Source organism: Micromonospora sp. DT228 (assembly GCF_049841595.1).
In the GTDB taxonomy this organism is placed as follows: domain Bacteria; phylum Actinomycetota; class Actinomycetes; order Mycobacteriales; family Micromonosporaceae; genus Micromonospora.
In genome coordinates this window covers 131136-150558 of sequence record NZ_JBNCKO010000008.1, presented here as the reverse complement: position 1 = coordinate 150558, position 19423 = coordinate 131136, and the positions used below count along the sequence as shown (strand labels likewise).

At 70.8% G+C, this 19423-nt stretch carries 16 protein-coding genes; 6 read left to right on the top strand and 10 right to left on the bottom strand.

Annotation, left to right across the window (positions count from 1 at the left end):
* Nucleotides 1–25: 25 nt before the first annotated feature.
* A complete protein-coding gene (locus ACLQ29_RS18075; RefSeq protein ID WP_425772681.1) occupies nt 26–1381 on the bottom strand; it encodes a hypothetical protein in 1356 nt (451 codons plus the stop codon).
* Nucleotides 1382–1438: 57 nt separating this feature from the next.
* Between ACLQ29_RS18075 and ACLQ29_RS18070 the strand changes: the two genes are divergently transcribed.
* A complete protein-coding gene (locus ACLQ29_RS18070; RefSeq protein WP_425772680.1) occupies nt 1439–1687 on the top strand; it encodes a hypothetical protein in 249 nt (82 codons plus the stop codon).
* 208 nt (nt 1688–1895) lie between these two features.
* On the opposite strand, the gene ACLQ29_RS18065 is transcribed toward ACLQ29_RS18070, so the two are convergent.
* Both ACLQ29_RS18065 and nrdR read right to left on the bottom strand, forming a co-directional pair.
* Nucleotides 1896–4793, bottom strand: a complete 2898-nt coding sequence (locus tag ACLQ29_RS18065; RefSeq protein WP_425772679.1) for a vitamin B12-dependent ribonucleotide reductase — start codon at nt 4791–4793, stop codon at nt 1896–1898.
* Nucleotides 4794–4827: 34 nt separating this feature from the next.
* Nucleotides 4828–5328, bottom strand: a complete 501-nt coding sequence (nrdR, locus tag ACLQ29_RS18060; protein WP_393374889.1) for a transcriptional regulator NrdR — start codon at nt 5326–5328, stop codon at nt 4828–4830.
* 542 nt (nt 5329–5870) lie between these two features.
* On the opposite strand from nrdR, the gene lexA reads away from it, so the two are divergent.
* Complete coding sequence (gene lexA / locus ACLQ29_RS18055) at nt 5871–6656, top strand: transcriptional repressor LexA (RefSeq protein ID WP_030489395.1); 786 nt, start codon at nt 5871–5873, stop codon at nt 6654–6656.
* A gap of 86 nt (nt 6657–6742) precedes the next feature.
* On the opposite strand, the gene ACLQ29_RS18050 is transcribed toward lexA, so the two are convergent.
* Both ACLQ29_RS18050 and hflX read right to left on the bottom strand, forming a co-directional pair.
* The gene (locus ACLQ29_RS18050) at nt 6743–8509 is read right to left on the bottom strand and encodes a hypothetical protein (protein WP_425772678.1); all 1767 of its coding nucleotides are present in this window, start codon (nt 8507–8509) and stop codon (nt 6743–6745) included.
* Between the two features lie 50 nt (nt 8510–8559).
* Nucleotides 8560–10014 (bottom strand): GTPase HflX, encoded by a 1455-nt coding sequence (gene hflX, locus ACLQ29_RS18045; RefSeq protein ID WP_425772677.1) that lies wholly within the window; start codon nt 10012–10014, stop codon nt 8560–8562.
* Between the two features lie 183 nt (nt 10015–10197).
* Here hflX and ACLQ29_RS18040 point away from each other — a divergent pair, with 183 nt between their 5' ends.
* Complete coding sequence (locus ACLQ29_RS18040) at nt 10198–11664, top strand: NAD-dependent malic enzyme (RefSeq protein ID WP_393374882.1); 1467 nt, start codon at nt 10198–10200, stop codon at nt 11662–11664.
* A 66-nt stretch (nt 11665–11730) separates the two neighbouring features.
* Here ACLQ29_RS18040 and ACLQ29_RS18035 read toward each other — a convergent pair whose 3' ends face one another.
* Complete coding sequence (locus ACLQ29_RS18035; RefSeq protein WP_425772676.1) at nt 11731–12186, bottom strand: alpha/beta fold hydrolase; 456 nt, start codon at nt 12184–12186, stop codon at nt 11731–11733.
* The gene (locus ACLQ29_RS18030; RefSeq protein WP_425772675.1) at nt 12117–12626 is read right to left on the bottom strand and encodes an alpha/beta fold hydrolase; all 510 of its coding nucleotides are present in this window, start codon (nt 12624–12626) and stop codon (nt 12117–12119) included. Before ACLQ29_RS18030 ends, ACLQ29_RS18035 begins: the two co-directional genes overlap by 70 nt.
* Nucleotides 12627–12703: 77 nt before the next feature.
* Between ACLQ29_RS18030 and ACLQ29_RS18025 the strand changes: the two genes are divergently transcribed.
* A complete protein-coding gene (locus tag ACLQ29_RS18025; RefSeq protein WP_425772674.1) occupies nt 12704–13318 on the top strand; it encodes a TetR/AcrR family transcriptional regulator in 615 nt (204 codons plus the stop codon).
* Here ACLQ29_RS18025 and dapF read toward each other — a convergent pair.
* Genes dapF through ACLQ29_RS18010 form a run of 3 tightly spaced genes read right to left on the bottom strand, consistent with a single transcriptional unit; the run spans nt 13293 to nt 15833 of the window.
* Nucleotides 13293–14138 (bottom strand): diaminopimelate epimerase, encoded by an 846-nt coding sequence (gene dapF / locus ACLQ29_RS18020; protein ID WP_425772673.1) that lies wholly within the window; start codon nt 14136–14138, stop codon nt 13293–13295. The genes ACLQ29_RS18025 and dapF overlap by 26 nt on opposite strands.
* Nucleotides 14139–14145: 7 nt before the next feature.
* Nucleotides 14146–15081 carry a tRNA (adenosine(37)-N6)-dimethylallyltransferase MiaA gene (miaA, locus tag ACLQ29_RS18015; RefSeq protein ID WP_425772861.1) on the bottom strand — a complete coding sequence of 312 codons (936 nt, stop codon included), beginning with the start codon at nt 15079–15081 and terminating at the stop codon, nt 14146–14148.
* Nucleotides 15066–15833, bottom strand: a complete 768-nt coding sequence (locus tag ACLQ29_RS18010) for a hypothetical protein (RefSeq protein ID WP_425772672.1) — start codon at nt 15831–15833, stop codon at nt 15066–15068. Before ACLQ29_RS18010 ends, miaA begins: the two co-directional genes overlap by 16 nt.
* 150 nt (nt 15834–15983) lie before the next feature.
* On the opposite strand from ACLQ29_RS18010, the gene ACLQ29_RS18005 reads away from it, so the two are divergent.
* The gene (locus ACLQ29_RS18005) at nt 15984–17192 is read left to right on the top strand and encodes a DUF349 domain-containing protein (protein WP_393374875.1); all 1209 of its coding nucleotides are present in this window, start codon (nt 15984–15986) and stop codon (nt 17190–17192) included.
* A 611-nt stretch (nt 17193–17803) separates the two neighbouring features.
* Entirely contained in the window at nt 17804–19411 is a 1608-nt protein-coding gene (locus ACLQ29_RS18000; protein WP_425772671.1) for a cellulase family glycosylhydrolase, read from the top strand.
* Nucleotides 19412–19423 lie beyond the last annotated feature (12 nt).

The window sequence follows — 19423 nt, the reverse complement described above, 5'->3', positions numbered from 1 at the left end:
GACCGGCCGGTCACCTGCTGTTCGCTCAACCTGCGGCCGCCGGGACGGGAACGACAAGCACCTGGCCGTCGAGGGTGCCGATCGCCAGGCGGCCGACAGCTACCCGCGTCAGCGAGAGCGGTACGACAGGGTGGCCGGCGATCCGTAGTTCCTGTCGCGCGTGGACATTGCCGTCCTCGGTCTTCAGGACGACCAGCTCCCCCGAGCTGAACACGACGTGGACGAAAGTATCGTCGGCGTCCAGCGCGGCGGCCTCCCCGTCGGCGGTGAAGATCCATTGCAGCTCACCCGTCGGATACCGACGGCGGACCACGAAGGCGCTCCCCGGCAGTCTGCCCCCGCCGTTGTGCACCGCGCCCGTGTGCACGAGCGACGGCCCGGCCCGGTCGTCGCAGTACGCACCGACGCCACCGAACAGGTGGCCGCCTCGCGACGTGTCCCATTCCAGCGGAAAGAGCCGCCGGATCTGCCCGCCCGGCACGTCGACGGCGACCACCCATTTGTCGCGCCAGGGCTCATCCCCGCGGCCTCGCAGAAACAGCAGCTCCGGTGCGTACCTGATGTCGAAGAAATGATTGAAGAGGTCGTACGGACCGAGTCGGATGGTGGCCGCAGCGGCAGCAGGCGGCCCGAAGGTGACCTCTCCGGCTGTCTTGCTACACCCGTCATGGTCGGTGTCGCGAAGCGCCCACGAGCCATCGGTCCTGCCCACCACGACTGCGGGACTGGACGATTCGTGGGTCTTGCGGACCGTGCCGTCGTCCAGATCGATCTCCAGCACGACGCTCGGGTCCAGAGTCCACCGGCCGCCCTCGTACCGGCGCGGCACCTGGGTCAACACCAGGGCTGTCCGATCGCCCGGCAGCACCCGGATCTGATAACCCGTGCCACCGGTCGGTACCTGCCAGAGCAACTCCCCAGATGTCCCCGACCAGCATTCCAGACCGACACCCTCCAGCGCGGTGAGGATGCGGCCATCCCTGAGCGCCTCGACCGCCCACACGCCCCGTCGGGCTGCCCACGCCTGGCCGCGCTGGCGGCAGAGTCGCGCGACGGTGGCGACTGCCACAGTCGTATCGCTCGACGGTTCGTACGGGACCGGTTTCTCGCCGTAGGGCATTCGCAGCATGCCCACGACGGCTCGGTCCCAGTCGTCGCGGCTGATCGAGCACGCCAGGGAGGTCGTACCGAAGCGTTGCTCATCGGCGTCGCACGGGATTGCCAGCACGAGGTCGAGCGTCTGCGGGCGTCGCCATGCGATCCGCCGCACCTCGCGGGGATGGCCCAGCAACGAGACGGCGATACCTGTCGTCAGGTCCAGCAGGAGCAATTTGCCGTTGTAGGACCACCCGCCGTCGTAGGAGCCTGTGCCGATCACCACCAGGGGCAAGGTGGGATGAAAGGCGATGCTGTGGGCCGGCCAGCGAGTGGAGATCTGGTGGACGCAGGCGAGGTCGTCAGTCCCGTAGACCGCCAACGGATACGACCGGGAGCCACCCGCAATGGCACGGCCGTGCCATTGCGGCGGGCCGAGATCACCACCGACCGCGATCAGATCACCGTTGGGAGAGTTGGCGGTGACGCGCGGCTGGCCGATCTCCCGGAAGGGGCCGGCACCCAGCACGCCGGTTTCGGAGCGCTTCACCGGATGGCGGCAGGTTCGATTCTCTCGTTCATGACGACATGATGATCAGCTTTACCGTGCGAGGCAAGGCATTTGCCACGCGCTGCTGGGCTGGTCTTGAATCTCCGTCGGCAGCACGATCGACTCGGGTTTCGTGACGTCGGGGTGTCCGGGTGAGGTTGATGCACCGGTTTCCTGGAAAGCGAGTCGATCAAAGAGACACCGCGAGCGCGGCAGGTGGCCCCTGCCGCGCTCGCGGATCTCGCGTACGTCAGCTGCAGCCGCTTGTGGAGCCGCAGCCCTCGCAGACGTAGCAGCTACCGGCGGGGCGCATCTTCGTACCGCAGGTGAAGCAGAGCGGTGCGTCGGCGGCCTTGCCGATCACGGCCTCCAGCAACTCGGTGCTGGAACCCACGCTCGGAGCCGGCTTGGCGGCGGCCACGTCGGCCATCTCCTGGGCCGGCTGCGCGACGGCCTCCGGCTTGGCCGGGGTCGCCACCGGTGCCGAGGACGCCATCGCGGTGAGCTCCGCGCCGGTGACCCCTGCGGCTTCCGCGTCGGCCTCGGCCCGCAGCTGGGCGGCCCGCTCGGACGCGGTGAAGATGCCCAGCTCGGCGCGGCGCTCGTAGGGCAGGAAGTCCAGCGCCAGGCGACGGAAGATGTAGTCCATCACCGAGGCGGCCATCCGCACGTCCGGGTCGTCGGTCATGCCGGCCGGCTCGAAGCGCATGTTCGTGAACTTGCTGACGAACGTCTCCAGCGGCACGCCGTACTGCAGGCCGATGCTGATGGCCACCGAGAAGGCGTCCATCACGCCGGCCAGGGTCGAGCCCTGCTTGGACATCTTGAGGAAGACCTCGCCGAGGCCGTCGTCCGGGTAGGACGACGCGGTGAGGTAGCCCTCGGCGCCACCGACGGAGAAGCTGACCGTCTCGGACGGGCGCTTCTTCGGCAGGCGCTTACGCACCGGCCGGTACTCGATGACCTTCTCCACGGCGACCGGCGCGGCCTCGACGGCGGCCGGCTCGGTGGCCTTGTTGGACTTGGCCACCGAGAGCGGCTGACCGACCTTGCAGTTGTCCCGGTAGATCGCGAGCGCCTTGAGGCCGAGCTTCCAGCCCTCGAAGTAGATCTTCTCGACGTCCTCGACGGTGGCCGCCTCCGGCATGTTCACCGTCTTGGAGATGGCGCCGGACACGAACGGCTGGATGGCCGCCATCATCCGCACGTGACCCATCGGAGCGATCGTCCGCTCGCCCATGGCGCAGTCGAAGACCGGGTAGTGCTCCGGCTTGAGGCCCGGGGCGTCCACCACGTGGCCGTGGTCGGCGATGTGCTCGATGATCGCCTCGACCTGCTCCTCGGGGTAGCCGAGGCTGCGCAGCGCGCGCGGCACCGTCTGGTTGACGATCTGCATCGAACCGCCGCCGACCAGCTTCTTGAACTTGACGAGCGCCAGGTCCGGCTCCACACCTGTCGTGTCGCAGTCCATCATGAAGCCGATCGTGCCGGTCGGGGCGAGGACGCTGGCCTGCGCGTTGCGCCAACCGAACTTGTCACCGATCTTGTTGCCCTGGGTCCACTGCCTGGTCGCCTCGCGGACGATGGCGGTGGCCACCGGGCTGGTCGGCTTGATCTCGTCGTTGGCCGCGGCGTGCTTGCGCATGACCCGCTTGTGCGGCTCGGCGTTGCGGGCATAGCCGTCGTACGGGCCGACCACGCCGGCCAGCTCGGCCGAGCGGCGGTACGCGGTGCCGGTCATCAGGGACGTGATCGACGCGGCGACCGAGCGGCCCTGCTCCGAGTCGTACGGCAGGCCGGTGGCCATCAGCAGGGCGCCCAGGTTGGCGTACCCGATGCCGAGCTGCCGGTAGGCGCGGGAGGTCTCACCGATCTTGTCGGTCGGGAAGTCCGCGAAGCAGATCGAGATGTCCATCGCGGTGATGACGAACTCGACGGACTTGACGAACTTCTCCACCTCGAAGCCACCGTCGGCGCGGAGGAACTTCATCAGGTTGAGCGAGGCCAGGTTGCACGAGGAGTTGTCCAGGTGCAGGTATTCCGAGCACGGGTTCGACGCGGTGATCCGCCCGGTCTCCGGGCAGGTGTGCCAGTCGTTGATCGTGTCGTCGTACTGCAGGCCCGGGTCGGCGCACTCCCAGGCGGCCTGGGAGATGGTGCGGAACAGCTTCTTGGCGTCGACGGTGTCGATCACCGAGCCGTCCAGCCGGCCACGCAGGTCGAAGCCCTTTTCGTTCTCGACCGCTGACATGAACTCGTCGGAGACGCGGACCGAGTTGTTGGCGTTCTGGTACTGCACGCTGACGATGTCGGAGCCGCCGAGGTCCATGTCGAACCCGGCGTCGCGCAGCGCACGGATCTTGTGCTCCTCGCGCGCCTTGGTGACCACGAACTCCTCGATGTCCGGGTGGTCCACGTCGATGATGACCATCTTGGCCGCCCGGCGGGTCGCGCCGCCGGACTTGATGGTGCCGGCCGAGGCGTCCGCGCCGCGCATGAAGCTGACCGGGCCGGAGGCGGTGCCGCCGGAGGAGAGCAGCTCCCGGGACGAGCGGATCCGCGACAGGTTGACCCCGGAGCCGGAGCCGCCCTTGAAGATCAGCCCCTCCTCCTTGTACCAGTCGAGGATCGAGTCCATCGAGTCGTCGACGGCCAGGATGAAGCAGGCGCTGACCTGCTGCGGCGACGGCGTGCCGACGTTGAACCAGACCGGCGAGTTGAAGCTGAACACCTGGTGCAGCAGCATCCAGGTCAGCTCGTGGGCGAAGATCTCGGCGTCCGCCGGGCTGGCGAAGTAGCCGTACTCCTCACCGGCGGTGCGGTAGGTGGTGACCACCCGGTCGATCAACTGCTTGAGCGACCACTCCCGCTCCGGGGTCCCCACCGCGCCCCGGAAGTACTTGGTGGTGACGATGTTGGCCGCGTTGACGCTCCACGACTGCGGGAACTCGACCCCACGCTGCTCGAAGTTGATCGAGCCGTCCCGCCAGTTCGTCATCACGACGTCGCGGCGCTCCCACGCGACGTCGTCGTACGGGTGGACCCCCTCGGTCGTCCACACCCGCTCGATCTTCAGCCCCGCGCCTGCCTTGCTCCGTGAACGGCTAGTTGTCACGCCGTCGCCCCCCTCGTCTGCGCGGTCACCCACCGCGCGTCCCAATCTCTCGAAAAACTGTGCAGATTCAGTTGGCCGGACCGGCGGCCTCGACCGCGTCGGCCCGACCCTGCCCCCGGGCGCGCGCCGCGCCCCGCAACGTCTCGATCTCGCGCTCGAAGTCGGCGAGCGAGTCGAAGGAGCGGTAGACGCTGGCGAACCGCAGGTAGGCGATCTCGTCCAGGTCGCGCAGCGGGCCCAGGATCGCCAGGCCCACCTCGTGACTCGGGATCTCGGCGGCCCCCTTGGCCCGGACGGTCTCCTCCACCCGCTGCGCGAGCAGCGCGAGGGAGTCGTCGTCCACCGGCCGGCCCTGGCACGCCTTGCGCACCCCGCCGATGATCTTCGTCCGGCTGAACGGCTCGGTCACCCCGCTGCGCTTGACGACCGCGAGGACCGCCTCCTCGACGGTGGTGAACCGCTTGCCACACTCCGGGCAGGACCGCCGCCGTCGAATGAGCTGACCGTCGTCGGCCTCCCGCGAGTCGACCACCCGGGAGTCAGCGTGTCGGCAGTACGGACACCGCATCGCCCACCTCCTTCACAATGATCGACTGTGACCCGCACCGAGCGACTCCGGGCACGACTGACCGCGACGGTGCCATCCTCGGACGACGCCCGCCGTGATCGACGTTACGGGAGTGCGGTCGGTAGTCGGACCCAACCTGTGGGCAACTTACGCCCGTGTCACTACTACATCTAGGGGTTGACCGTATGTCGCCGGGCAAGCCGGGTCAAGTTGACCGGCGTGTCCGGCGCGTCACGCACGATCCGGTCACCCACACCCGCCGGCACGTCCGAAAACCCCAACGTCGAGACCTCTCCCGGGTTACCGACCGGCCGTCCCGAGTAGCCCGGAAAACGGCCGACCGTCGAACACCAGTGCTATCCGACGTACCATTTATCAGAACATCCGTACGACGGGAGCGGTTTTTCACCCCGACACGCCGGTGAGAGGTCGTACAGATGTTTGAAAATGACCGATCTCACCTATACGGTCATGAACAACGTGGCACCACCGCACGCACCACGAGCCGACGAGGCACCCAGCGCCGACCAGGGAGGACGGACGTGACCGAGGACCGGGCCAGCCGGCCGAAGAGCCCGCAGCAGATCACCGAGGCGGGCCCCCCGGCCACCCGACGCCGCAGCGCCGCGCGCAGCCGGACGGGTCAGCCCGCCGTACGCCCGGTCACCCCGGTCGTCAGCGCCTTCCCCGACCCCGCGACTGTCGACCTGACCGCCCGCCAGCGTCGCATCCTGGAGTTCATCCGCAACTGGGTGGAGCGGCACGGCTACCCGCCCAGCGTCCGGGAGATCGGCGAGGCGGTCGGCCTGGTGTCGCCGTCAAGCGTCGCCTACCAGCTCAAGGAGCTGGAAAAGAAGGGCTTCCTGCGCCGCGACCCCAACCGGCCGCGCGCGGTGGACGTCCGCGCCCCCAGCGAGGCCATCGACGACGAGCTGTCCCGGGCCCAACGACCGACCCCGGCGTACGTGCCGATGCTCGGTCGGATCGCCGCCGGTGGGCCGATCCTCGCCGAGCAGGCCGTGGAGGACATCTTCCCGCTCCCCCGCGAGTTGGTGGGCGAGGGTGAGGTCTTCATGCTCCAGGTCAAGGGCGACTCGATGCTCGACGCGGCGATCTGCGACGGCGACTGGGTGGTTGTCCGGCAGCAGCCGACCGCCGACTCGGGCGAGATCGTGGCCGCCATGCTCGACGGCGAGGCGACGGTCAAGACCTACCGGCGGCGCGACGGGCACGTCTGGCTGATGCCGCAGAACCCGGCCTTCGACCCGATCCCCGGTGACGACGCCACCATCATGGGGCGCGTCGTGGCGGTGTTGCGCCGCATCTGACCTACCGGCGGGTGAGTGCCCACGGGCGCTCACCCGCGTCGGCGGTCAGCGGCGGAGTCGGTGGTCAGGGACGGGATGAGGGCCGGTCAGTAACGGTCGCCCCGGTGACCGCGACCGCCGCCGGGATACTGCCCGTACGGGTCGACAGGTCCGTCGTCGTCACGGCGACGGCCGGGCCGCTGGCCCCGCGGGTCGGGCTCCTGCCCACCGCGTCGGGGCGGCTCCGCGCGACCGGTGCCGGTGTGGCCACCGTCACCGCCGTACACACCACTGCCGGGGCGTCCGCCCGGTGGAACGCCGCCGGCGCCCTGCGGGCGGCCACCGCCCCCGCCAGCACCCTGGGGACGACCGTCACCACCCACCGGAGGGCGACCGCCACCGTAGGGGCGACCACCAGTGGCCGGCGGGCGACCACCGCCACCTGCTGGCGGGCGGCCGCCGCCACCTGCGGGGGGACGGCCGCCGCCGTACACACTGGCCCCGCCGTCCGGCCGTGCCGCACCGTAGCCACCGTCGGCCGCGGCCGGTCGGCCACCGCCGTACACGGCACCACCCGCCGGAGTCGGGCCACCGCGACCCGCGCCACCGCTGTAGGGGCCCGCCGGCGCGCCGCCACCGTAGACGCCGCCCGTACGGTCACCGACCGCTGACGAACCATCGACCGCTCGGCCCGCGCGCGGGTTGAACGGCTCACTGTCGTCCGGATCCGACGTCTTCGACGCGTCGGCGGCGGGCAGCCGCCGGCGGGCCCGGACGATGCCGACGATGCCGGCACCGACAAGCAGCAGACCGAGCACCCCGACCGCGCCCACCAGATAGGTGATGTCGTCGAAGTCCAGCCCGGCGGCCCAGGATGTCGAGGCCCCCTGCTTGACGCCGCCCGCCGACGCCGCGAGTGGCACGGTGGTCGAGGTGGATGGCGTGTAACCGAGGATGTCGAGGGGCTCGTCCTCGTTGAACCGGAACGCGTCGGACACGGTCAGGAACGTCTTGCCGTCCGTGGAGTAACTGATGGCCTCGCCGAACGGGTCCGCCAGCGCCGTCACCCGGGGCTTGCCGGCGGTGAGCGCGCCGACGATGTCACCACCGCTCACGTCGTACTCGAAGGCGTCCGCGTAGGTGCGCAGGACCACCCGGGAGCCGTCCGGCGACCGGGCCGCGCCGGTGATGGCGATCCGGCCGAACGTGTTGAGCGGATTCTCCGTCTGCGTCTTCGGCAGCGTGATGTCGCCGACCTTGCGCATCGGCACCGCCTCGGCGTCGCCGTTGCGCAGCGCCGCCGACGGCGCGTAGATCTCGGCCTTGCCGCTGGTGACCTTCGTGATGATCAGCGGTTTTCCGTCGTCGCCGATGAGCAGCGCCTCGGCGTCGTGCGGCTTGCCCTCCGGGTAGGAGATCCGGTGCTGCGTCGGTTGCCTCGCACCGGTGACCGGCATCGACCAGAGCGCGACGCGCGTACGGCGCTCCTTCGCGTCGGCGTTGTCACCGGTGTCGGCGATCCACAGGGTGCCGCCGTCCTTGGAGAGGGCGAGATCCTCGGTGTCGACCGGGCCCTGCCCCGCGTACCGGACCGGCTCCTTCGAGATCTTGCACTTGGTGTCGAGGAAGAAGATCCGCTCACGTGCCGGGTTGTCGGTGCTGTCGTTGATGACGATGTAGCCACTCTTGGTCGCGACCAGACCGGACAGCTCCCGCAGGCGCTCGTCGCTGATCGTGCACCGCTTCTGGCCGGCGGTGACGGCGGGCGGCTGGGACGACCCGGGGGCGGGAGCCGCCGCGGCGACTCCGGCGAGCGCCACGGTTGCCCCAAGCAGGCCGAGGGCAACCGTGACCGAGGAAACAACGCGGCGCATTCGGCCAGTGTCGCATGCCACGCGTTTCCGGCGGATAACACCGTGGCCGCTCAAGAGCGGCTGCCGGCCGCCTGCCCCTGACGCTCGACGTCGAACGGCACCAACTCCGCGGCGAGGTCCGCGGCGACGCGGACATGCAGCAGGGTGCCCTCCGGCAGGTGAGCCGTGCTGAGCACCTCGCCCGTGCGATGCACGCGGGCAACCAGGTCACCGCGGTCGTACGGCAGCACGGCCCGGACCTCCACGGCCGGTCGCGGCAGCCGCTCCTCGATCGCCGCGCGCAGCCCCTCGATGCCCCGCCCGGAGTGCGCGGAGACGAAGATCGCGTCCGGCCAGAGCCGCTTGAGCCGCAGCAGCGTGTCCTCGTCGGCCGCGTCGGTCTTGTTGACCACCAGCAGCTCGGGAAGCCGCTCCGCGCTCACCTCGGCGAGCACCGCGTGGACCGCCCGGACCTGCTCCTCCGGATCCGGGTGGGTGCCGTCGACGACGTGCACCACCAGATCCGCCTCCGCGACCTCCTCCAGCGTCGACCGGAACGCCTCGACGATCTGGTGCGGCAGGTGACGGACGAAACCGACGGTGTCGGACAGGGTGTAGAGCCGGCCGTCCGCGGCAGTCGCCTTGCGGGTGGTCGGGTCGAGTGTCGCGAACAGCGCGTTCTCCACCAGCACGCCCGCACCGGTCAACCTGTTGAGCAGGCTGGACTTGCCGGCGTTCGTGTAGCCGGCGATGGCCACGGCGGGGACGGAGTTGCGGCTGCGTCGGGCGCGCTTGGTGACGCGTACCGTGCGCATGCTCTTGATCTCGCGGCGCAGCCGGGAGATGCGGTGCCGGATCCGTCGCCGGTCGGTCTCCAGCTTTGTCTCACCGGGACCACGCACACCCACACCGCCGCCGGCGCCGCCGCCCCGGCCGGAACCACCTGTCTGCCGGGAGAGCGTCTCACCCCAACCGCGCAGCCGGGGCAGCAGGTATTCGAGCTGGGCCAGCTCGACCTGCGCCTTGCCTTCCTTGCTCTTGGCGTGCTGGGCGAAGATGTCGAGGATCAGCGCGGTCCGGTCGACGACCTTGACCTTGGTGCGCTGCTCCAGGTTGCGCAACTGCGACGGGGACAACTCACCGTCACAGATGACCGTGTCGGCGCCGCTGGACAGCACCACCGCGCTGAGGTCGTCGACCTTGCCGCGGCCGATGTACGTGGCCGGGTCGGGTCGGCTGCGGCGCTGGATGAGCCCTTCGAGCACCTGCGAACCGGCGGTCTCGGCCAGCGCGGCAAGCTCGGCGAGCGAATTTTCCGCGTCCGCCGCCGTGCCCTCGGTCCAGACGCCCACCAGGACGACCCGCTCCAGCCGCAGCTGGCGGTATTCCACCTCGGTGACGTCGGTGAGCTCGGTTGACAGGCCCGGGACGCGTCGGAGGGACTGTCGCTCCGACAGATCCATCTCGCCGGTGGTGACGTCGTCGAGCTCGTCCTCGACGGGGACAAAGCTCTCCTGGTCTCGCAAGCGGTTCTCCTGTCCGTTTTGATAAGTGGAACGTAATCCTGACATGACACAACGCCGAACGCACCTGCTATATGCCCGTGCCCAGGGTCGCCAAAAGTGGGGGCGAATGCTGGTCGGCCGCGACAACCCGGTAGAAATGCGGGCGGCGGCCGACCGGCCGCACAGCCGTGACGGAGGGATCCCGTGGCCATCACCCGACTGCCGAGCGCCGGATTTTCGATCACCATCCGGATCGCCGTGACCGCGGACGCGTCCTCGATCGGCCGGCTCACCACCTCCGTCGGCGAGGCCGGCGCGATCGTCACGGCTTTGGACGTGGTGGACTCCGACCCGACGAACGTGATCGTCGACCTGACCTGCGACACCGCCGACGCCGGCCACGCCGACCAGGTGGTCGACGCGCTGACCGCGCTGGACGGCGTGGACGTGCGGAAGGTGTCGGACCGGACGTTCCTCCTGCACCTGGGCGGCAAGATCGAGGTGACGTCGAAGGTCGCGCTGCGCAACCGCGACGAGCTGTCCCGGGCGTACACCCCGGGGGTGGCCCGGGTCTGCATGGCGATCGCCGAGAACCCGGCGGACGCCCGGCGACTGACCATCAAGCGCAACACCGTCGCGGTGGTCAGCGACGGCTCGGCGGTGCTCGGCCTGGGCAACCTGGGCCCGGCCGCCTCGCTGCCGGTGATGGAGGGCAAGGCCGCCCTGTTCAAGCGCTTCGGCGGGGTGGACGCCTGGCCGGTGGTGCTGGACACCCAGGACACCGACGAGATCGTGCAGATCGTGAAGGCGATCGCGCCCGCGTACGGCGGGATCAACCTGGAGGACATCGCCGCGCCGCGCTGCTTCGAGATCGAGGCCCGGCTGCGCGAGGCGCTGGACATCCCGGTGTTCCACGACGACCAGCACGGCACCGCGATCTGCGTGCTGGCCGCGCTGACCAACGCGCTGCGGGTGGTCGGCAAGCGGCTGGAGGACGTCCGGGTGGTCGTCTCCGGCGCCGGCGCGGCCGGGACCGCGATCATGAAGCTGCTGCTGCGCCAGGGCGTCGGCGACATCATCGCGTACGACCGGCAGGGCGCCCTGCACCGTGGGCTGACCGGGCTCAACTCGGCGTGGCAGTGGCTGGCGGACAACACCAACAAGGAGAACTACTCGGGCGATCTGCCGGGAGCGATCCGGGGTGCCGACGTGTTCATCGGGGTGAGCGCGCCGAATCTGCTCACCGGTGACGACATTGCCCAGATGGCCAAGGACTCGATCGTCTTCGCGCTCGCCAACCCGGACCCGGAGGTCGACCCGCGGGAGGCGCGCAAGCACGCCGCCGTGGTCGCCACCGGCCGCTCGGACCAGCCGAACCAGATCAACAACGTGCTCGCCTTCCCCGGGGTTTTCCGCGGGATGCTCGACGCGCACGCCGAGGAGTTCACCGAGGAGATGGCGATCGCGGCTGCCCGGGCCATCGCCGACGTGGTGGGCGAAGACAAGATCAACCCGACGGTGATCGTGCCGAGCGTCTTCGACTCCCGGGTCGCCCCGGCGGTCGCCGCCGCCGTCCGCGCCGCCGCGCACAATCCCAGCCCGCTGCCGGCGGCCGACCCCGGCCCCGCCGACCTCCCCGAGATCGCGGCGAACGCCAGCGCCACCCCGTAACACCCGACCTTGGTGATCAAGAGGTTCGCGTCAGGAACCGCGCCGTTCCTGACGCGAACCTCTTGGTCACGGCGCGGAAGCGTGCGGCGGTGTGGAGGTCGCGAAGTCGGCGGCTCGGTCGGCGACGAGGTCCGGGTGGCTCAGCGGCAGGTCGTGACCCGCGCCGGGGACGACCTCCGACCGGGCGCCCGGGATCAGGCGACTGATCCGGTCGGCCACCGACCGGGCGTCGTACAGCTGGCTGCGCTCGCCGAGCAGCGCCAGGACCGGCACCGTGAGGTCGCACAGCTCGTCGTCGGTGAGCGCCGGTGGGACCGGGTGCCGGCGGCGGAAGCCGAAGGTGGCGCGGATCAGCCCCATCAGGTCGTCGTCACGCAGGGTCGCGTTGCGCAGCAGCCGGGCCGCGACGCGGCGTACCGGGGCCGGGGCGAGGCCGCCGAGGCCGCTCAGCATCACCCAGGCGAGGAACCGTCCGTTGACCTTGCCGAAGCCGGCCGGGTCGAGCAGGACCAGGCCAGCCACCCGGCCGGGTGAGTGCCGGGCGTACTGCACCCCACCCAACCGCCGAACGACGAGCCGACCAGGTACGCCCGGTCCACGCCCATCCCGTCGAGGACCTCGGACAGCCAGCCCGCCCAGTCCGCACCGCCGTCGAGGGGCAGTGACTGCACGGAGCAACCCGGTTCGCCAACCGGGTCGATGGCGATCACCGGCCGGTCCCGCCCGAGTCGGCGCACGTGCGGGTGCCAACTCAGGGCGTTGCCGCCTGCGCCGGGCAGCAGCACGAACGGCGTTGCCGCTCCGGCCCCCCATCGGTAGACGCGGGTGCGCCCGAAGCTGGTCGGCAGGTCGGTGGCGACCGTGTCGGTGGGCCACACCCGACGTCGGGTCCGCTCGTACGCGTCAAGAAAACGGACGCGGGCGCGATCGCTGGTGAACGCGCTGATAAGTGCGACTGTCACGATGTCTCCTGTCCCGCGCGCTTTGATGGTACGACCGTATCACTAACGCCGCTGACGGAACAGGACGGAGTGCCACGGTGCCCAAGCGCGTCGACCACGAACAGCGGCGTCGGCAGATCGGCGACGCGCTGCTGCGGATCGCCAGCAGCCGAGGGCTGCAGTCCGCGAGCATGCGGGAGGTAGCCGCCGAGGCCGGGGTGTCGCTGCGGCTGGTGCAGTACTACTTCCACACCAAGGACGAGCTTCTGCTGACCGCGCTGGGCTATCTCGGCGAGCAGCTAGCCGCCCGCGTCGAGGCACGGATTCGGGCACTCGGGCCGGTCACCCCACGCACCGTCGTCGTCGGCACCCTCTCCGCCGTCCTGCCGACGGACCCCGAGGGCCACCAACTCACCAGGGCCTACACCGGCTACTACGCGCTGGTGTTCAGCGAGCCAGACCTCGCCGAACGGCACGGCACCGCCTATCCCGACAAGCTCCAACGGCTGCTCGCCCGGCAACTCCGCCAAGCGCAGCAGGACGGTGACGTCGACCCGGAGCTCGATTGCGACGTGGTCGCCGCCGGCCTACTGGCGCTCACCAACGGGCTGGGCTCCAGCGTGCTCGGCGGCCAGCGCGACGGCGCGAGCGCGCTGGCGATCCTGACCTACCACCTCGACCGGTTGTTCACACCGCCAGCGCGGACGGGCTGATGTCGCCGGTGGCCACCAGGACGGCGGGGCCGGACAGCCAGCAGGAGTTCGCGGTGACCGTCACCGTCAGGCGGCCACCGGGGACGTCCACGGCGATCACCCCGGTGTCCCGGCCGAGGTCGCGCAGGGCCACCGCGCCCACCGCGCAGGCACCCGTGCCGCAGGACAGGGTCTCGGCGCTGCCGCGCTCGTACACCCGCATCAGGGTGTGCCCGTCGGTGTCGTCGACCGGGTCGCCCGCGACGATGAACTCGACGTTCACCCCGCTCGGGAAGAACGCCGGGTCGAACCCCGGCGCGGTGGTCAGGTCCAGCGCGGACAGCTCCACGCCGGGCGGCAGCACGCAGACCAGATGTGGGTTGCCGATGTCCACGGCGGTGCCGGACAGGGTCAGCCCGCCCAGAGTGGCGACCGAGCTGTCGTACACCCGGGGTCGGCGCATCTCGACGGACACGGCGTCGCCCTCGACAAGCGCGCGCACGACGCCGGCCCGGGTGGCCACCGGCAGCGCCGCACCGGCGGGCGTGGCCAGGCCGGTGTCGAGCAGGTAGCGCACGAAGACCCGCGCGCCGTTGCCGCACATCTCGGCGAACGACCCGTCGGCGTTCCAGTAGTCCATGAACCACTCGGCCTCGCCGGCCAGCCCGGCGCCGTCCGGATGCTTGGCCGCCCGGACCACCCGCAGCACGCCGTCCGCGCCGATGCCGCGCCGCCTGTCACAGAGCGCCGCGACCAGCTCCGGGGTCAGGTCGAGCTGACCGTCCGGGTCGGGAAGGAGGACGAAGTCGTTGCCGGTGCCGTGGCCCTTGGTGAACTCCACGCCCTCATTATCGCGTCTCGGCCGGCACCAGACGCAGCGCGGCCCCGATCAGGTCCGGTGCAGTCGAGTCCAGCCAGTGGATCCGCGGGTCACGCCGGAACCAGGACCGCTGGCGGCGGACGAAGCGCCGGGTGGCCCGGACCGTCTCGTCGTGCGCCTGCGGCTCGGTCAGCTCACCGGCGAGCAGGCGCAGCACCTGCTGGTAGCCCAGCGCCCGACTCGCCGTCCGCCCCTCGGGCAGCCCCCGCCCGACCAACTCTCGGGTCTCCGGCACCAGGCCGTCGGCCCACATCCGGTCGACCCGCAGGGCGATCCGCTCGTCCAGCAGCGCGGTGTCCAGGTCGACGCCGAGCTGCACGGACGGGTAGTACGGCGTGGGCTGCGGCAGCGACGCCGTGAACGGCGCGCCGGTGAGCTCGATCACCTCCAGGGCCCGGACGATCCGCCGACCGTTGCCGGGCAGGATGCCCTCGGCGGCCGCCGGGTCGGAGGCCCGCAGCCGCGCGTACAACGGGGCCGGGCCGACCTCGGCCAACTCCTGTTCCAGCCGCTCGCGCAGCGCCGCGTCGGTGCCGGGGAACTCGAAACGCTCCAGCACCGCCCGGACGTACAGGCCGGACCCACCGACCAGCAGCGGCACCCGCCCCCGGGACAGGATGTCGTCCACCGCCGCACGGGCCAGCCGCTGGTACTCCGCGACGCTGGCCGCCTCGGTGACCTCCCAGATGTCCAACAGGTGGTGCGGCACGCCGTCCCGCTCGGCGGGGGTCAGCTTGGCGGTGCCGATGTCCATGCCCCGATAGAGCTGCATCGAGTCGGCGTTGACCACCTCACCGTCGAGCGCGTGCGCCAACGCGATGCTCAACGCCGACTTGCCCGCCGCGGTCGGGCCGACCACCGCGACGACAGTGCCGCCCGCGTCGCCTGTCACATCCGCTCCCAGGAGGCCACGAAGTAGGCGACACCGTAGGGGGCCGCGTCGTGCAGCAGCTCGCCGCGCCACCCGCCACCGGCCGAGCCGGCCGCCCTGGCGAGCACCTGCCAGGGCGCGCGGCCGGCGGCCTTCAGCTCCGCCGACAACACCGGGTCGAGGTCGAGCAGCACGTCCAGGTCCGCCTCGGCCAGCGCCGCGGCGACCCGCCTGTCGTACGGGAGGGCGCGCGCGTCGTCGTACCCGGGCGCCTTCTCGCCCCGGCAGGCCGAGCCGTCCCCGAGCACCAGCAGCGCCACCCGGTCCCCCGCCGCGCCGACCTCGTCCGCGAGCGCGGCCACCTCGGCGGGGCCGGCGTCGGCGGCCACCTGCGCGGCGGTCACCGACTCCCGCGCGTCGTGGCGGGCCAGCAACCACGCGCCGACGGTCAGGCTCAACGGCAGCACCGCGCCCCGGTCGGGCTGGCCGGGGACCAGCGGCACGTCCAGGTCGACTCCCCACGGCTGGAGGGAGCCGGTGGCCGGGGTGCGGATCAGGCCGGTCACCGGGCCGGTGCCGAGCAGCACCACGGTGTCCGGGTCGACGGCCAGCAACCGGCGTACGGCCGTGTCACAGGCCGCCCGCAGGCCGTCCAACTCCGGGGCCGCGGAGCCGGCCACCTCGGGCACGAGCAGGGGCGGATGTGGGCAGACAGCAGCGGCGACCAGTGGCACCCATTTACCGTAGCGGGAATCGTCGGTGCGTCTCCGCGCCGATCCGGTCATTCGGCCCCTAGGACACCGTATGGTCACGGTCGGCGATAGGCGCTCGACGCGGACCGGGTCGGACCTGTGACAATGCCGGAAGCAACTTGGCTGCGCCGTGGCGGCGACGGGGGATCGATCCCTCGACGCCGGGAGAACGAGGATGGGCACATGAGCGACTGGACTGCCTTCGGACGGGTGGATGCGGACGGCACCGTGTACGTCAAGACCACCGAGGGCGAGCGGGTTGTCGGATCCTGGCAGGCGGGAGCACCGGAGGAGGGCCTGGCACACTTCGCGCGCCGCTTCGCCGATCTGGTGACCGAGGTGGACCTGACCGAAGCGCGTCTCAAGTCGGGTGCGGCCGACGCCGGGCACTCGCTGAGCACGATCCGGCGGATCCGTGCCACGCTGCCCGAGGCCAACGTGGTCGGCGACATCGACGCCCTGGCCGCTCGCCTGGACAAGCTGGCCACCCTCGCCGAGGAGAAGGCCGGCGAGGCGCGCGCCGCCCGGGACGCCGCTCGCGGCGAGGCCCTGGCCCGCAAGACCGCGCTCGTCGAAGAGGCCGAGAAGCTCGCCGCCGAGTCCACCGGTTGGAAGACCGCCGGGGACCGGCTCAAGGAGATCCTCGACGAGTGGAAGACCATCCGTGGGGTCGACAAGAAGGCCGACGGCGAGCTGTGGAAGCGCTTCGCCGCGGCCCGGGACGGTTTCACCCGACGCCGGGGCGCCCACTTCGCCTCCCTGGACTCTCAGCGCAAGCAGGCGCAGACGGTCAAGGAGGAGCTGGTCGCCGAGGCGGAGAAGCTCTCGGAATCCACCGACTGGGCCGCGACCGCCAACCAGCTCAAGGATCTGATGACCCAGTGGAAGGCCGCGCCGCGCGCTTCCAAGGAGGCCGAGCAGAAGCTCTGGGAACGATTCCGGGGCGCGCAGGACGCCTTCTTCAGCCGGCGTAGCGAGGTCTTCTCCGCCCGGGACAACGAGCAGCGCGGCAACCTGGAGCGCAAGCAGGCCCTGCTCGCCGAGGCCGAGGCGCTGGACATCGACGCCGACCCGAAGGGCGCCCAGGCCAAGCTGCGGGAGATCCAGGCACAGTGGCACGAGGCCGGCCGGGTGCCCCGCGAGGCAGCCGCCGGGCTGGAGCGCCGGCTGCGCGTCATCGACGACAAGGTCCGCGACGTGATGGACTCGGCGTGGCGCCGCACCACCAAGGAGGACAACCCGCTGCTCGCGCAGATGCGGGCGCAGGTGGTGGAGGCCGAGGAGCGGCTGGCCCGGGCCCAGAGCGCCGGCGACGCGCGTCGGATCAAGGACGCCGAGCAGGCACTCGCCGCCAAGCGGCAGTTCCTCCAGCTCGCCGAGCAGGCCGGCTGAGCTGACGTCTTCCGGAGCCCCCGGTCCCGTGTCGGGACCGGGGGCTCCCGCATGTCCTACCCCCCACACCCGCGCGCCGCGCCCCGCGCCTTGCCAAGATCTGAGCAACTTCCCCGATGTTGCTGCCTCCGACACGCGCGAGACAGCAACATCCCCGATGTTGTGCCGATCCCGCTCCCCGATCGGGCACTTCCTGTCCCGGGTTGACCAGCCGCCCACGGCGCTAACGCAACGGTGTTGACATCCATGTTCCAGCGCGATCTTCCCGGGGGCCCGCAGCACGAGCAACGCGCGCACGAAGAGCAACGCGCGCACGGAGAGCAGCAGCGCGCACGGGCGCGGCGGTGTGCGGGCGACGCGGAGCGCAGGTTGACGCATCGAGGCTTGCTGATCAGAATGAGCTACGGAGCCAGGTAGGGCCACCGGGACGAGGGCGACGACGGCGGGGCTCCGCTGTCGAGGATCGGCCGGTGCGCTTCCGCGAGTGTCCCCGTCCGCGTGACCTGGACCGTCGCGCACTGTCCGCGTACCCGAAAAGGGGCCGTGACGTGCGGACGGCCGCCTGCCGACGTCGTCATCGGACGGCGTCGGACCTCCGAAGTGGAGCGTTAATGTTCCGTCCCAAAGCTCTCGGCGGTGCGCTGACCGCGCTCGCCACCGTCGCGGCTGGCGTGTTGCTCGCCACCGCCGTTAGCACCAGCCCGGCCGTCGCCGCTGGCACCGGCACCGGCTACCTGCACACAAACGGTAGTCAGATCGTGGACAGCACAGGCGCCACGGTCCGGTTGACCGGCATCAACTGGTTCGGCATGGAGACCGACAACAAGACATTCCACGGGTTGTGGTCGAACAACCCGTGGCGGGGGCAGCTCGACACGATGGCCCGGTTGGGTTACAACACGTTGCGGGTGCCGTACTCGAACGACGCGCTGAAGCCGGGCGCGACCGCCAGTGGGATCAACGACTTCGTCAACCCGGACCTGATCGGGCTGTCGCCGTTGCAGATCCTGGACAAGGTGATCGCCTACGCGGGCAGCAAGGGGATGCGGATCATCCTGGACCGGCACCGGCCGACGTCGGCCGGGCAGTCGCCGCTGTGGTACACGCCGACGGTCTCCGAGGCGACCTGGATCAACGACTGGAAGATGCTCGCCCAGCGGTACGCGGGCAATCCCACGGTGATCGGCGCCGACCTGCACAACGAGCCGCACGCCGAGGGCACCAACCCGGCGGCCACCGGCGCGTGCTGGGGCTGCGGCGACACCACCCGGGACTGGCGGCTCGCCGCCGAGCGGGCCGGCAACGCCATCCTCGGCGTCCAGCCCAACTGGTTGATCTTCGTCGAGGGGGTGAGCTGCCCGAGTGGTGGTCTCTCCAACGTCTGGGACAACGACCCGAGCAACGACGAGGACTGCGGCTGGTGGGGCGGCAACCTGTCGAAGGCGGGCCAGTTCCCGGTACGGCTGAGCGTGGCCAACCGGCTTGTCTACTCGCCGCACGAGTACGCCACCTCGGTGTACCGGCAGACCTGGTTCGACGCCCCGGACTACCCGGCGAACATGCCGGCCATCTGGGACAAGTACTTCGGTTACCTCTACAAGCAGAACATCGCGCCGATCATGATGGGTGAGTTCGGCAGCACGCTTGTCGACCCGAAGGACAAGGTGTGGCTGGAGAAGTTGATGGCGTACACCGGCACCGGGGTGACCGGGATGTCCTTCACCTACTGGTCGTGGAACCCCAACTCGGGTGACACCGGCGGCATCGCGCTCGACGACTGGACGAACGTCAACACCACGAAGCAGGCGATCCTCCAGCCGTACCTGATCCCACCGTCGGGTGGCGGCCCGACCGGCGGGCCGACCGGCGGACCCACCGGTGGGCCGACGGGTGGGCCGACGACCCCGCCGCCGGGCGCCTGCACGGCCACCTACCGGCAGGTGAACGCCTGGCAGGGTGGCTTCCAGGGTGAGCTGACCGTGAAGAACACCGGTTCCGCCGCGGTGAACCCGTGGTCGGTCACCTGGACCTGGCCGTCCGGGGTGACGTTGGGCAGTGGCTGGAACGCCACCGTCTCCCAGTCCGGCACGACGGTCACTGCGGCTGCGCCCAGTCACGCGCCGTCCCTCGCGGCGGGTGGGTCGGTCACCGTGGGCTTCACCGCCAACGGCACCGCCAGCGCGCCGGGTGCGGTGAAGCTCAGCGGCGCCAGCTGCTGAACCGCTGGGACG

Bases quoted from the DNA above. Each gene is read 5' to 3' on its own strand.
- nrdR (WP_393374889.1), bottom strand. From the start codon at position 5,328: ATGCGGTGTCCGTACTGCCGACACGCTGACTCCCGGGTGGTCGACTCG.
- ACLQ29_RS18050 (WP_425772678.1), bottom strand. From the start codon at position 8,509: ATGCGCCGCGTTGTTTCCTCGGTCACGGTTGCCCTCGGCCTGCTTGGG.
- ACLQ29_RS18010 (WP_425772672.1), bottom strand. From the start codon at position 15,833: ATGACCGGATCGGCGCGGAGACGCACCGACGATTCCCGCTACGGTAAA.
- ACLQ29_RS18005 (WP_393374875.1), top strand. From the start codon at position 15,984: ATGAGCGACTGGACTGCCTTCGGACGGGTGGATGCGGACGGCACCGTG.
- ACLQ29_RS18000 (WP_425772671.1), top strand. From the start codon at position 17,804: ATGTTCCGTCCCAAAGCTCTCGGCGGTGCGCTGACCGCGCTCGCCACC.